The sequence below is a fragment of the Streptomyces sirii genome, assembly GCF_045690365.1.
Taxonomy (GTDB): domain Bacteria; phylum Actinomycetota; class Actinomycetes; order Streptomycetales; family Streptomycetaceae; genus Streptomyces; species Streptomyces sirii.
The window spans coordinates 6,432,090-6,445,604 of the sequence record NZ_CP147982.1 but is presented as its reverse complement, the minus strand read 5'-3'; the positions used below and the strand labels follow the sequence as shown (position 1 = coordinate 6,445,604).

The following is a 13,515-nucleotide window of genomic DNA, read 5'->3' as shown; positions in this document are numbered from 1 at the left end:
GTCACGCCACCGCCACTTCGGGCCGTCGACGGAGCGTGCACGGCGCCCCGACGTCAACCCGCCGACTCGTAACCACTGACACGCACCACCCGTTGGAGGAGGCATGGGCTTCACGATCGGCGGCATCCGGGAGATTCGTTCCGCCTCCCGGCGCCGCGTCCGCTCGACCGAGATCACCGCGGTGGCGGAGTACACCGGGCTGTGGGGCTGGGACGTCGCCCCCGGTGCCCGTGCGGTCCGCGCCGGAGGCGGCCGTACGGACTGTTCGTGCGGCGTCGCCGAATGCCCCTCCCCCGGCGCCCATCCGCTGGCCCTGGGCGAGGAGCTGGCGGCGGGCGCCACCCTGGAGAAGGCCGCGGCGGCGTGGGCGGAGACGCCGGGCGCCGCCATCCTCCTCCCGGTGGGCCGCTCGTTCGACATCCTCGACGTGCCGGAGGTCGCGGGCCGCGTCACACTGGCGCGCCTGGAGCGGATGGGCCTGCCGCTCGGCCCGGTGGCCGCGACCCCGACCGGCCGTGCGCTGTTCTTCGTCGCACCGGGCGCGGCCGCCGAACTCCCCGATCTGCTCTACCGGATGGGCTGGGACGACGCGGCCCTCGACCTGCGCCCGCTGGGCCTCGGCGACCACATCACCGCTCCCCCGTCCGACCACGGCGGCCATGGCCCGATGCGCTGGCTGCGCCCGCCGGCCCTGGACACCGCGGACCGTCCGCCGCAGGCGCGACTGCTCCTGGGCACGCTGGCGTACGTCTGCGCCCGCCTGTGCGCGTGAGCCGGCGCTGCTCCCGCGCACCGCGGGGAGCGACCGGACGCCGCGGGCCCCGGCGGCGCCTCACCGTCGCAGAGGGAGCCGGCCGGCGAACCACGGGTCGGCGACCTCGTCCGCCCTGCAAGCCGGGCCCCCATACGTAACGTCATGATCCAAGAGCGCCGGGCCGCCCGGAGACGACATCGGCCCCCGTCCCCGCCGGGTGCGGGTACGGAGGCCGAGGGCAGCCGGGGATGACGCCCCGGAGGCGAGCTCAGTCGATAAGGGCGTCAACGAACGCCTTCGGCTCGAACGGCGCCAGGTCGTCCGCGCCCTCGCCCAGCCCGACGAGCTTGACCGGGACGCCCAGCTCGCGCTGGACGGCGACGATGATGCCGCCCTTGGCGGTGCCGTCGAGCTTGGTGAGCACCACGCCGGTGATGTCCACGACCTCGGCGAACACCCGCGCCTGCACCAGGCCGTTCTGGCCGGTGGTGGCGTCCAGGACGAGGAGTACCTCACCGACCGGGCCGTGCTTCTCGACGACCCGCTTGACCTTGCCCAGCTCGTCCATCAGACCGGTCTTGGTGTGCAGCCGGCCCGCGGTGTCGATCAGGACGACGTCGGCGGACTCGGCGATGCCTTCCTTCACCGCGTCGAAGGCGATCGAGGCCGGGTCGCCGCCCTCGGGCCCGCGGACCGTGCGGGCGCCGACCCGCTCGCCCCAGGTCTGCAGCTGGTCGGCGGCCGCGGCACGGAAGGTGTCGGCGGCGCCGAGGACGACGGACTTGCCGTCGGCGACAAGGACTCGGGCGAGCTTGCCGGTGGTGGTGGTCTTGCCGGTGCCGTTGACGCCGACGACCAAGACGACGCCGGGGATCTCGTCGCCGCCGTTGCCGATGCCGTTGGCGGTGTGCACGGTGCGGTCGAAGTCGGGCCCGATGAGGGTGAGCAGCTCCTCGCGCAGCAGGGCGCGCAGGTCGTCGGGGGTGCGGGTGCCGAGGACCTTGACCCGCTCGCGCAGCCGGTCGACCAGCTCCTGAGTGGGGGCGACGCCGACGTCGGCGGTGAGGAGGGTGTCCTCGATCTCCTCCCAGGTCTCCTCGTCGAGGTGCTCGCGGGACAGCAGGGTCAGCAGGCCCTTGCCCAGGGTGTTCTGGGAGCGGGAGAGCCGGGCCCGCAGCCGGACCAGCCGCCCGGCGGTGGGCTCGGGCACCTCGATCTCGGGCGCGGCGGGCGCCTCGGGCTCGGCGGCCGGCGCCTCGACCTCGGCCTCGGGGGCCTCGGCGGTGGGCAGCGCGACTTCTTCGATGGTGCGACGGTCTTCGTCGCGGGGGGTCTCGGCCTCCTCGCCGACATGCGGTTCGGCGGGGGGCGCGGTGACGGAGGGCTTGGGGGCAGCCGGCGGGGGCGGCGGCAGCTGCTTCTTCTTGCGGCCGCTGACGACGAGCCCGCTGATCGCGCCGAGCACGACCACGGCGATGACTACAGCAAGGATGACGAATTCCATAACCCCTCCAGTATCAGTCACGCCCCGCCGAGGGGGACCGCACGCGCCGAACCTGGATTCTGGATATCCGGATTGAATCGGGATGTGTAGCATCCAGATTCAATCCCCGGGACCGCCCCGCGGAGCGATGGGAGGGGAATCCGGATGTTTGATGTCCTGGTTTTGGGCGGCGGTTTCGCCGGGCTGTGGAGCGCCGCCGCGGCGACCAGGCTGCTGGGCGCGCACGGCACCGGGCCCGCGGCGCGCACCGTGGCACTGCTCACCCCGGACCCGGACCTGGTGCTGCGGCCGCGCCTCTACCAGGCCGATCCGGCCCGGATGCGGGTACCGCTGGACCGGGTGCTGGGCCCGGTCGGGGTGCGGCGGATCGCCGCCCGGGCCACCGCGGTCGACACCGGCCGGCGCCGGGTGTCCGCCGTCGCGGCCGACGGCGGCCGCACCGAGGTGGCCTACCGGCGCCTGGTCCTCGCCACCGGGAGCGCTCTGGTCCGGCCCGAGCTGCCCGGCGCCGCGCTGCTGCACGACATCGACACGCTCCCGGCGGCCGTACGGCTGGCGGAGCATCTGCGGGCGCTGCCCGAGGCGCCGGACGGGCCGGGCCGCTGGACCGCGGTGGTCGTCGGCGCCGGCTTCACCGGGCTGGAGCTCGCCACCGAGCTCGTCGGCCGGCTGCGCGCACTGGCGGCGCCCCACGACGCGGCGGATCAGGTGCGGGTGGTGCTGGTCGAGCGCGCCGCGGTGGTCGGCGAGGGGCTGGGCGCCGCGGCCCGGCCGGTGATCACCCGGGCACTGGACGAGCTGGGCGTCGAGCGCCGCCTCGGCATCACGGTCACCGGCCTGGACGCGTGCTCGGTGCGCCTGTCGGACGGCAGCACCCTGCCGGCCCGTACGGCCGTGTGGACGGCGGGGATGCGGGCGAGCGCGCTGACCGCGCAGATCCCCGCGCCCCGGGACGCGCTGGGACGACTCACCGTGGACGGCGCGCTGCGGGTGCGCGGCGTCGCGGGCGTCTACGCGGCCGGGGACACCGCGGCGGCCACCGACCAGGGCGGCCACCCGCTGCCGCAGAGCTGCCAGCACGCCACCCCGCTCGGCAAGGTGGCCGGCCATAACGCCGCGGCCGATCTGCTCGGCCTGCCTCCGGCGGACTTCGCCCCCGACCCGTACGCGACCTGCCTGGACCTCGGCGAGGCCGGCGCGGTGGCCACCAGCGGCTGGGACCGGACACTGCGCGAGGGGCCCGAGGGCTTCGCCAAGGACCTCAAGCGCGCCATCAACGAGTCATGGATCTCACCGCCGGTCGATGACGCGGGGGAGCTGCTGCGGCGGGCGGACCACCGGGTCGGCCAACGTCGGGCCGTCCCGGCCTCCGGCTGATCAAACCTGGTCAAAGCGGTAGGACTGGACCCTTTGACGAGCATGGGTCACACTCGTCCTCGTCAACGGGTCCAACAGTGCACAGTGGCAGAAGTTGGATCAAAGTACGATGGTGGACGGCCGCGCAACGCGCGTAGAGTCCTGGCAATCGCATTCTGGCCGGGCATCACAGCCGCTGCCTGCACCTCCCGCTCCGGGGGTGCCCCAGATCCCCGCACGGAGATACCTGCACTCATGGACACCAGCACCACGTCCGCGCCCACTCCCGAGACCGAAGGCGCCGTCGAGACCCGCGGCATCGAGCCGGTTCCCGACCACGAGCGCCGGGGCCGGGTCCGCGAGCTCTTCCCCACCTGGGTCGCCGCCAACATCAGCGTGTTGCTGCTCACCATGGGCGCCTCCCTGGTGATCAACAACGGCCTGAACTTCTGGCAGGTCCTGATCGTGGCCGCCATCGCCTCCGCCGTCTCCTTCGGCATGGTCGGCCTACTGTCGGTCTCCGGCAAGTGGGGCGGCGCCCCGGGCGCGATGCTCTCCCGTGCCGCCTTCGGCGTGCGGGGCAACTACTTCCCGGGCGCGATCCTTTGGGTCGCCCGCTTCGGCTGGGAGACGATCAACGCGGTCACCGGCGCGTACGCCATCCTGACCGTGCTGAACCTGGTGTTCGGCATCAAGCCGAACAACGTCCTGATCGTCGTCACGCTGCTCGGCTTCGTCGCCTGCACCTTCCTGGTGAGCGGTCTGGGCCGCAAGGCGCTGAACCTGTGCAACAAGTACTCGACGTACCTGTTCAGCGCGATCAGCGTGGTCGTCCTGGTCCATCTGATCGTCAAGATGCCGTGGAGCGACATCCTCTCCAAGTCGCCGGGCAGCGCCACCCTGATGATCGCGGGCATCGGCACCATCGCCGCCGGCGGCATCAGCTGGGTCCCCACCGGCCCGGACTTCGCGCGCTACCTGCCGCACTCCGCCTCCGGCAAGAAGATCGTCGGCACCACCATCTCCGGCGCGGCCCTGGTGCTGATCCCGATGGTGATCATGGGTGGCGTGATGGCCGTCGGCAACCCGTCGCTGGCCAACCAGAACACCGACCCGATGTCGTTCCTCGGCCAGGTCCTGCCGCGTGAGATCGCGATTCCGTACCTGATCACCGCGCTGATCGGCATGATGCTGATCAACAGCCTGTCGATGTACTCCGCGGGCTTCACCGCCCAGACCATGGGCGTCAAGCTGCCGCGCGCCATGGCGGTCAGCATCAACGCCGCCATCAGCCTGGTCGGCGGCCTGTTCATGATGCTGGTGGCCAAGGACTTCATCGGCCAGTTCATCGCCTTCCTGACGCTGCTCGCGGTCTCCTTCTCCGCCTGGATCGGCGTCTACGGCATCGACATGGCGCGGCGCCGCAAGCTGGCGGTGCGCTATGACGCCGAGAGCCTGATGAACACCGGCCGCACCAGCCGCTACTGGTACGTCGGCGGCTTCTGCTGGCAGGCCATGACCGCCTGGTCGGTCGCGCTCGTCGCGGGCCTGTGCTTCACCAAGGTCCAGTGGTTCACCGGCCCGCTGGCCGGCACCTGGATCGGCGAGAACGGCCTGGGCTGGGCGGCCACGATCGCCATCGCCGCGCTGGTCTTCGCCGTACTGCCCGCGCCCAGGGAGAACGTCCCGGCGGCCGCCGACGCTTCGCGCGCCGAGGCCCGCCGGACGGCCGAGGTGGGCTGACCCCCGCCGCCCCCGGCCGACGCGGCGGCCGGATCACGCCCCTAGTGAACTGACGCCACGTCAGCTAACGTCCCCTTCGCCAACCGTTCTTGGCGAAGGGGACGTTTGCCATGTCAGCCCTGCCCGTCACGGTCGTCCGCTTCAACCTCGTCGACCCCTCCCCCACGCCCGCCGCGCTGACCGCGCGCTACCGCGCCGCCGTCGAGATGGCGGCCTTCGCCGACGACCGCGGTCTGTCGATGGTCCAGACCGAGGAGCACCACGCCACCACCAACGGCTGGATGCCCTCGCCGCTCACCTTCGCCGGCGCCGTCTTCGGCGCCACCCGCCGCATCGGCGTCACCGTCTCCGCACTGATCACCCCGCTGCACGACCCGCTGCGGCTGGCCGAGGACCTCGCCTCGCTCGACCTGCTCAGCGGCGGCCGGCTGACCACCGTCGCCGGCCTCGGCTACCGGCCCGAGGAGTACGCGGCGCACGGCAAGGACTGGCGGCGCCGGGGCGCACTCCAGGACGAGGTGCTGGCGACGCTGCTGTCCGCCTGGACCGGCGAACCCTTCACCTATCAGGGGCGTACGGTCCGGGTGACCCCGCGCCCCTATACCCGGCCGCATCCGCCGCTGCTGATCGGCGGTAGCTCCCGCGCCGCGGCCCGGCGCGCCGCCCGCCTGGGGCTGCCGCTCTTCCCCAGCGCCCACCTCCCGGAGCTGGCGGCCTACTACCACGAGCAGCGCGCGGCCTTCGGCACCGACGGCTGGGTGCTGCAGCCGCCGGACCGGACCTCGCTGCTGCACCTGTCCGAGGACCCGGACCGTACGTGGGCCGAGTACGGCGGCCATCTGCTGCACGAGGCGCGGACGTACGCCTCCTGGCAGTCGGCCGGCACCCGCTCCGCGGTGCGCTCGAGCGCGCGGGACGCCGAAGGGCTGCGCCGGGAGGGCGTCTACCGCGTCCTCACCCCGGACGAGTGCGTGAAGCTGGCCCAGGAGACGGGCGCCCAGGGCTCGTTGATCCTGCACCCGCTGTGCGGCGGGATGCCCGTCGACGAGGGCTGGCGTTCGCTGCACCTGTTCGCCGAGCGGGTGCTGCCCCGCCTCGGGGACTGACGCCCGACGCGGCGCGGCCCTGAGGCGGGGCGGCCGCTCAGCCCTCCGGGTAGAAGACGAACAGGCGGCACCCCGTCGCCGACCGCGGTATGTGCCAGGACCCGGCCGGTGCGTGGAGGAAGGACCCCGCCGGGTGGTCCGCCGGCGGGCGCGGTCGTCGAGTGGTTCGTCGCTCATGCCTCCACCCTGGCCGGTCGGGGCGCACTCCCCCAGCGTCAGGAGACCGATCTGACCGTCGAGGCGATCGCGCTGCGGGTCGGCCTGTCCTCGGCGACCAACCTCCGCCGCCGCTTCCAGCAGGCCCTGCACACCACGCCGGCGGCGTACAGCAGGGCGTTTTGGACGACCGCGGCCGGCCGGCGCCAGGCCCCCGGTGCCGATACAAAGACTGCTGCCCCGGGTCGCCTTGGGACCCGGGGCAGCAGCCAGTACTGAGGAGAAGGACTGGCGGGGGGTTAGCCCATCTCCTCCAACGCCTTGCCCTTCGTCTCCTTCACGAACTTGAGCACGAAGGGGATCGAGAGCAGGGCGAAGAATGTGTAGATCACGTACGTACCCGACAGGTTCCAGTCGGCCAGGCTCGGGAAGCTGGCGGTGATGGCCCAGTTGGCGATCCACTGCGCGGAGGCGGCGACGCCCAGCGCGGCGGCGCGGATCTTGTTCGGGAACATCTCGCCGAGGAAGACCCAGACCACGACGCCCCAGGAGAGCGCGAAGAAGAGCACGAAGACGTGGGCGGCGATCAGGGCCACGGTGCCTTCGGCGGCCGGCAGCGTACCGGCGGCGGTCTTGGCGGAGAAGGCCCAGGCCTCCAGCGCGAGCGAGACGGCCATACCGGCCGAGCCGATCAGCGCCAGCGGACGGCGGCCGATCTTGTCGACGAAGATCATCGCGATGACGGTGCCGACGATGTTGATGATCGACGTGGTGAAGCTGTAGAAGAACGAGCTCTCGGGGTTGATGCCGACGGACTGCCACAGCGTCGAGGAGTAGTAGAACGCGACGTTGATGCCGACCAGCTGCTGGAAGACCGAGAGGCCGATGCCGACCCAGACGATCGGCAGGAAGCCCATCTTGCCGCCGAGCAGGTCCTTGAACGTGGACTTGTGCTCGCTGCGCATCGCCTGGTCGATCTCGGCGACCCGGGTGTCGAGGTTCACGCTGTGGCCCTCGACCTCGGCCAGCACCTCCTTGGCGCGGTCGAGCTTGCCGACGGAGATCAGGTAGCGCGGCGACTCGGGGATCGCGAAGGAGAGCAGACCGTAGAGCACCGCCGGGACGACCATCACGCCGAGCATCCACTGCCAGGCCTCGAGACCGGCGAGCGTGCCGCGCTGCTTGCCGTCGGCGAGGTTGAGGATGCCCCAGTTGACGAGCTGGGAGATGGCGATGCCGACGACGATCGCGGCCTGCTGGAACGAGCCGAGCCGGCCACGGTAGGCGGACGGCGAGACCTCGGCGATGTAGGCCGGGCCGATGACCGAGGCCATACCGATCGCGAAGCCGCCGATGACCCGCCAGAAGGCGAGGTCCCAGAGGGAGAAGGGCAGGGCCGAACCGACGGCGCTGATGGTGAAGAGCACCGAGGCGATCTGCATCACACGGATGCGGCCTATCCGGTCCGCGATCCGGCCGGCGGTGGCGGCGCCGATGGCGCAGCCGATCAGCGCGACGGCGATCACCTGGGCGAGTACGGCGGACCCGACGTCATAGCGGCTGCGGATCGCCTCGACGGCACCGTTGATGACGGAACTGTCGTAGCCGAAGAGAAAGCCGCCCATCGCGGCAGCCGCGGTGATGAAGATGACATGGCCGAGGTGCTCGGGATGGGCCTTGCGGCCTTCCGGGACCGTCGGCTGCGCGGTGCTGGTCAACGTGAACTCCAGTGGCCCGGCTGCGCTGCCGGGCGTAGGGGGCTGGCCCTTCTAGTGGTGCATAGGTTGGGGGTACCCACCACTTGAAGGTAAAAGCAACGTTGCAGAGACTATGCCTTCAAGTTTCGAAGTCAATACCGCGTAATGATTTTGTTTCTTGGTCACCCGAGACGGCATTCGTTCAAGTTGTGAACTGACGGAGCGTCGGACACTCCGCGCGATCAACGATAGGGACAAAGAGGGGAATAGCGGACACTCCCGTCCGTGGTCAGTGCAGCCGCTGGCTGATGACCTTCGATACGCCGTCCCCTTGCATCGATACCCCGTAGAGCGCGTCCGCGACCTCCATCGTCCGCTTCTGATGCGTGATCACGATCAGCTGGGAACTCTCCTGCAGCTCCTCCATGATCCGGATCAACCGCTGCAGATTGGTGTCGTCCAGCGCCGCCTCGACCTCGTCCATCACATAGAACGGGCTGGGCCGGGCCTTGAAGATCGACACCAGCAGCGCCACCGCGGTCAGCGACCGCTCCCCGCCCGACAGCAGCGACAGCCGCTTGACCTTCTTGCCCGGAGGGCGCGCCTCGACCTCCACCCCGGTCGCCAGCATGTCGTCGGGATCGGTCAGCACCAGCCGTCCCTCACCACCCGGGAAGAGCCGGGAGAAGACGCCCTCGAACTCCCGCGCGGTGTCGTGGTACGCCTCGGTGAAGACCTGCTCCACCCGCTCGTCGACCTCCTTGATCACCTGCAGCAGGTCGGCCCGGGTCTTCTTCAAGTCTTCAAGCTGTTCGCTCAGGAACTGGTGCCGCTCCTCCAGCGCCGCGAACTCCTCCAGTGCCAGCGGGTTCACCTTCCCGAGCTGCTGATACGCCCGCTCAGCCGCCTTGAGCCGCTTCTCCTGCTCGGCCCGTACGAAGGCCACCGGCTGGTTGCGGGGATCCTCGGGGTCCTCCGGCAGCACCTCGCCCTCGGCCGGCGGCGACGGCGGTACGGGCTGCTCGGGGCCGTACTCCGACACCAGCGCGGCCGGCTCCACCCCCAGCTCCTCCAGCGACCTGTTCTCCAGCTGCTCGATCCGCAGCCGCTTCTCCGCGCCCAGCACCTCGCCGCGGTGCACCGAGTCCGTCAGCTTGTCCAGCTCGCCCTTCAGCTCCCGGGCGGTGTTGCGCTCGGCCACCAGCGCCTGCTCCCGCTCGGCCTTGGCCCGCTCCGCGGCGCCCCGCTCGCCGTCGGCCCGTACGACCGACACCTCGACGTGCGCCAGCAGCTGCCGGGCTCCGGAGGCGACCGCCCCGGCCACCTCCGCCTCGTGGCGCAGCCGGGCGCGCCGCCGTTCGGCCCGCGCCCGCGCCTCGCGCTCGGCGCGCGCCCCCCGGTCCAGCGCATCCGCCCGTCCGGCCAGCGCCTTGACCCGCTCCTCGTGCGTACGCGCCTGCAGCCGGGCCTCCATCTCGGTCTGCCGCGCATTGGCCCCGTCGGCCGCCAGCCGGTCCCGTACGGAGGTGTCGGGCTCCTCGTCGCCGGCGCCCGGCTCCTCCTCGGCCACCGCCAGCCGCTCGGCCAGCTCCTCGGCCTCCTCGGTGGCCCGCGCCAGCGCCTCCTCGGCCCTGGCGGCCGCCGCGGCGGAGCGCTCGGCCTCGCCCGCGGCGGCCCGCGCCTGCCCGCCGAGCCGTCCCAGGTCCCCGGCGACCTTCGACTTCTCCCGGTCCGCCGCCCGCCGCCGTTCGACCAACTCCTCGACCAGCGCGGCGCACTCCGTACGGCGCTCCGCCGCCGCCCGCTGCGCCTCGGCCAGCTCCTCGCAGCGCGCCGCCAGCTCCTCCAGCTCGGCCGCCGCCTCGTCGACGGAGGCCTGCACCTCCAGCAGACTCGGCGCGCCGGCGGAGCCGCCCTGCGCGAAGTGCGCCCCGAGCAGATCGCCCTCACCGGTCACCGCCACCAGCTCCGGCCGCGCGGCCACCAGGTCCTCGGCGTCCTCCAGCGTCCCGACGACCACGACATCCCGCAGCAGCCGGGCCACCGCGGCGGTCAACTCCGACGGCCCCTGGATCAGTTCACCGGCCGGTACGGGCGCGGAGCGGGGGCCCGGGACACGATGCACAGCGGTCTCAGCGGCATCACCAGCACCACCAGCACCATGCACCCCACCAGTCCCAGCACTCCCGGCCCTCGCCGACACCGCAACGGCCTCCACGGCCTCCGCGGTCGCCGCCTCCTCCACGGCCCGCGCGGGCCCGGGCACCAGCCCGGTGGCACTGCCGCCGCGGCTCCGGCCGTCCCCCAGCAGCATCGCCGCGCGCCCCGCGTCCTGCTTGCGCAGCAGCCGGATGGCGTCGGCGGCGGTGGCCGGCCCGTTGACGGCGACGGCGTCCGCCGCCGCTCCGAGGGCGGCCGCGACCGGGACCTCGAAGCCGGGGGTGACGGCCAGCAGCTCCGCGGCCGGGCCGAGCAGCCCGGCGAGGTGGTCGGCCGCCGCCAGCAGGGCCCCCGTACCGTCCTTGCGGCGCAGCCCGAGCGCCAGTGCGTCGTGCCGGGCGGCGGTCGCGGCGCGCCTGCGCTCGGCCGCGGTCAGCGCCTCCCGCGCTGCGCTCAGCGCGGCCTCCGCCTCCGCCAGCTCCCGACGGGCCGCGTCATGCGCCGCCGCGCTCTCCTCGTCGTCGGCGTCCAGGCCCTCGACCTCGGCCTTGAGCTGCTCGTACTCCTCCTGGGCGGCGGCCGCCCGCTGGCGGGCGCCGTCCCGGGCCTCGGCCAGCCGCCCGATCTCCGCCTGCGCGGAGGCGGCCCGGCCGCGGGCGGCGGTGACCTGTCCGCTCAGCCGGGCCAGGCCCTCGCGCCGGTCGGCGATGGCCCGCGCCGCGTCCCGCAGCCGCCGCTCCTCGTCCGCCAACTGCCGCTCCAGCCCGGCACGGTGTTCGACGGTGTCCTCCAGTGCCCGGCTCGCGGCCTCCAGCGCGGCCGCCAACTCCGCCTCCTGCTCGCGGATCCGGGCCGCCTCGCGCTCCATGTCCTCGGGGTCGCGCCCGCGCCGCTCCTCCGGCGGGGCCGCCGTGGCGCTCTTGACCCGCGCCTCGGCCAGCGAGATCGTGCCGCGCACCCGCTCGGCGAGCTGCGACAGCTCGTACCAGGTCTGCTGCGCCCGCTGCACCCGCGGGCTGAGCGTACGGACCTCCTCCTCCAGCGCCGACTCCCGCTGCTGGGCGGTGCGCAGTCGCTCCTCGGCAGCCTGCTTGCGCTCCTTGAGGGCCGCCTCGTCCGCGATCTCGGCGCGCAGCGCCCGGCGCAGGGCGACCAGGTCGTCGGCGAGCAGCCGCAGCCGGGCGTCGCGCAGATCGGCCTGGATGACGGCGGCGCGCCGGGCCACCGCGGCCTGCCGACCCAGCGGTTTGAGCTGGCGGCGCAGCTCGTCGGTCAGGTCCTGGACGCGGGCGAGGTTGGCCTTCATCGCGTCCAGCTTCCGCAGCGCCTTCTCCTTGCGCTTGCGGTGCTTGAGGACGCCGGCCGCCTCCTCGATGAATGCCCGCCGGCCCATCGGATCGGCGTGCAGCACCGAATCCAGCTGCCCCTGTCCGACGATGACGTGCATCTCCCGGCCGATACCGGAATCGGAGAGCAATTCCTGGATATCGAGCAGCCGGCAGGTGTCCCCGTTGATCTGGTACTCGCTGCCGCCATTGCGGAACATGATCCGGGTGATGGTGACTTCGGCGTACTCGATCGGCAGCGCACCGTCGGAGTTGTCGATGGTCAGCGAGACCTCCGCGCGGCCGAGCGGCGGCCGCCCGGTCGTCCCGGCGAAGATGACGTCCTCCATCTTCCCGCCGCGCAGCGACTTGGCTCCCTGCTCGCCCATGACCCAGGACAGCGCGTCCACGACGTTGGACTTGCCGGAACCGTTGGGGCCCACGACGCAGGTGATCCCCGGCTCGAACCGGAGCGTCGTGGCGGAGGCGAAGGACTTGAAGCCTCGCAGGGTCAGACTCTTGAGATGCACGCCGTTGGACTCTACCGGCCCCCTCTCGGCGGGCGGCCCCAACATTCCGGGTGCGGTCGCCGACGCCGTACGTCCCCCGGGTATCCGCGCCGTTCATTTTCGGTTTCACCAAGGAAAGCGCAGGGCACATCATGCGGTAAGGGAGGGGCGGCACGGCCGAAATGGCCGCTGGGTACGCGATCGAAGTGCCGGAAGAGACGGGCGGGGAAACGACGAAGGGACGCCGAAGCGTCCCTTGCAGATCTTGAAGAGAGCGGTGCCTCAAGCGGCTGGCGAGCAGCCCTACCGGCCCTGGGGTTGGGGTCAGGTGAGCGCGGGCTCCGCCTGGGGTACGTCGATGTCGAGCATCGAGTCGTCGCGACGTGCGGCAGCGGACAGCATGTCGTTCTCGGCCTGCATCCGGATAAGCTCGGATTCGAGGTCTTGAACGCGCTGCTGAAGCCGTCGCATCTCGGAGAGGACTCGGGGGTCGGAGCCGCCGACGTAACCGAGAAGCGCCTTTGCCATGATGGATGGTCCTCCACAATGAGTGACCGACCGAAGCGGTGTGGGTCGTGAGGGATTCGCACCCGCGGTGCTTGTCATTCTCTGGTGTACTCAATGCCAAACAGCTAAGGTGCGCGGGGATTCCAGAGTCTCACCAAACGGTTTGACGGTCAACACGATCACGCCCCGTATCCTCGGGCACCTGAGAGTGCGCGGCCGCGAGGGCTCTGCGCCGACTCCCCAGAAAGGTCCCGCGGGGGCGTGGAGATCATCCGTACAGCGGCAGCCTTGCACGGGTCGGCCGAGTTGGCAACCACCAGGCCTTATCTCCCGTAAGCAGCTGACAAAGACACACCGGCAAGATCGCCTGCGATGGCCTTACGGAGGCCCGCGGCGGGCCGTGTCAGCGGATCTCGAAGCCGTCGTAGCCGCCCCTGGGCGTGTCCCAGATCTCAGTGACTCCGTCGACCCGCCCGGGCGTGTCTCCGGTCCGCAGCCACTCCAGCAACTGATCGCAGTGGTCCTTCGGCCCCTCGGCGACCACCTGGACGCGGCCGTCGCCGAGATTGACCGCGAATCCGGCGAGTTCGCCGATGCGAAGAGCGTTGGCGCGGGTGAACCAGCGGAAGCCGACGCCTTGGACCTGACCACGCACCCACGCGGTCACACGGACATCTTCGTTCATGTGTGCACGTTAA

The 13,515-nt window shown here is 71.9% G+C and carries 10 protein-coding genes and 1 pseudogene; 5 read left to right on the top strand and 6 right to left on the bottom strand.

Features of this window, described 5'->3' with window-relative positions; genetic code table 11:
• Positions 1–103: 103 nt before the first annotated feature.
• Positions 104–772, top strand: coding sequence for a bifunctional DNA primase/polymerase (locus WAB15_RS29150; RefSeq protein ID WP_407288040.1), 669 nt, complete (start codon positions 104–106; stop codon positions 770–772).
• A gap of 250 nt (positions 773–1,022) precedes the next feature.
• On the opposite strand, the gene ftsY is transcribed toward WAB15_RS29150, so the two are convergent.
• Positions 1,023–2,258, bottom strand: a complete 1,236-nt coding sequence (ftsY, locus tag WAB15_RS29145) for a signal recognition particle-docking protein FtsY (protein ID WP_407288039.1) — start codon at positions 2,256–2,258, stop codon at positions 1,023–1,025.
• Between the two features lie 144 nt (positions 2,259–2,402).
• Here ftsY and WAB15_RS29140 point away from each other — a divergent pair, with 144 nt between their 5' ends.
• The 3 genes from WAB15_RS29140 (at position 2,403) to WAB15_RS29130 (ending at position 6,463) form a co-directional block, all read left to right on the top strand.
• A complete protein-coding gene (locus tag WAB15_RS29140) occupies positions 2,403–3,635 on the top strand; it encodes an NAD(P)/FAD-dependent oxidoreductase (protein WP_407288038.1) in 1,233 nt (410 codons plus the stop codon).
• A 234-nt stretch (positions 3,636–3,869) separates the two neighbouring features.
• The gene (locus WAB15_RS29135; protein ID WP_399147179.1) at positions 3,870–5,357 is read left to right on the top strand and encodes a purine-cytosine permease family protein; all 1,488 of its coding nucleotides are present in this window, start codon (positions 3,870–3,872) and stop codon (positions 5,355–5,357) included.
• A gap of 110 nt (positions 5,358–5,467) precedes the next feature.
• Positions 5,468–6,463, top strand: a complete 996-nt coding sequence (locus WAB15_RS29130; protein ID WP_399147178.1) for an LLM class flavin-dependent oxidoreductase — start codon at positions 5,468–5,470, stop codon at positions 6,461–6,463.
• Positions 6,464–6,500: 37 nt separating this feature from the next.
• Here WAB15_RS29130 and WAB15_RS29125 read toward each other — a convergent pair.
• A pseudogene (locus WAB15_RS29125) lies at positions 6,501–6,602 on the bottom strand (anti-sigma factor); the annotation flags it as partial.
• On the opposite strand from WAB15_RS29125, the gene WAB15_RS29120 reads away from it, so the two are divergent.
• Entirely contained in the window at positions 6,572–6,898 is a 327-nt protein-coding gene (locus tag WAB15_RS29120) for a hypothetical protein (protein ID WP_407289374.1), read from the top strand. The pseudogene WAB15_RS29125 and the gene WAB15_RS29120 sit on opposite strands and share 31 nt — an antisense overlap.
• A gap of 20 nt (positions 6,899–6,918) precedes the next feature.
• Here WAB15_RS29120 and WAB15_RS29115 read toward each other — a convergent pair whose 3' ends face one another.
• The 4 genes from WAB15_RS29115 to WAB15_RS29100 all read right to left on the bottom strand — a co-directional run bounded on the left by WAB15_RS29115 (position 6,919) and on the right by WAB15_RS29100 (position 13,502).
• The gene (locus tag WAB15_RS29115) at positions 6,919–8,337 is read right to left on the bottom strand and encodes a sugar porter family MFS transporter (protein ID WP_407288037.1); all 1,419 of its coding nucleotides are present in this window, start codon (positions 8,335–8,337) and stop codon (positions 6,919–6,921) included.
• Between the two features lie 268 nt (positions 8,338–8,605).
• Entirely contained in the window at positions 8,606–12,331 is a 3,726-nt protein-coding gene (locus WAB15_RS29110) for a chromosome segregation SMC family protein (RefSeq protein WP_407288036.1), read from the bottom strand.
• Positions 12,332–12,634: 303 nt separating this feature from the next.
• On the bottom strand, positions 12,635–12,838 hold the full coding sequence (locus WAB15_RS29105) for a hypothetical protein (RefSeq protein WP_006602857.1): 204 nt from the start codon (positions 12,836–12,838) through the stop codon (positions 12,635–12,637).
• A 382-nt stretch (positions 12,839–13,220) separates the two neighbouring features.
• Positions 13,221–13,502 (bottom strand): acylphosphatase, encoded by a 282-nt coding sequence (locus WAB15_RS29100; RefSeq protein ID WP_393493870.1) that lies wholly within the window; start codon positions 13,500–13,502, stop codon positions 13,221–13,223.
• Between the last annotated feature and the right edge of the window lie 13 nt (positions 13,503–13,515).

Excerpts from the sequence above, each read along its gene's own strand:
- WAB15_RS29150 (WP_407288040.1), top strand. The coding sequence starts at position 104 with ATGGGCTTCACGATCGGCGGCATCCGGGAGATTCGTTCCGCCTCCCGG.
- ftsY (WP_407288039.1), bottom strand. The coding sequence starts at position 2,258 with ATGGAATTCGTCATCCTTGCTGTAGTCATCGCCGTGGTCGTGCTCGGC.
- WAB15_RS29140 (WP_407288038.1), top strand. The coding sequence starts at position 2,403 with ATGTTTGATGTCCTGGTTTTGGGCGGCGGTTTCGCCGGGCTGTGGAGC.
- WAB15_RS29135 (WP_399147179.1), top strand. The coding sequence starts at position 3,870 with ATGGACACCAGCACCACGTCCGCGCCCACTCCCGAGACCGAAGGCGCC.
- WAB15_RS29130 (WP_399147178.1), top strand. The coding sequence starts at position 5,468 with ATGTCAGCCCTGCCCGTCACGGTCGTCCGCTTCAACCTCGTCGACCCC.
- WAB15_RS29105 (WP_006602857.1), bottom strand. The coding sequence starts at position 12,838 with ATGGCAAAGGCGCTTCTCGGTTACGTCGGCGGCTCCGACCCCCGAGTC.
- WAB15_RS29100 (WP_393493870.1), bottom strand. The coding sequence starts at position 13,502 with ATGAACGAAGATGTCCGTGTGACCGCGTGGGTGCGTGGTCAGGTCCAA.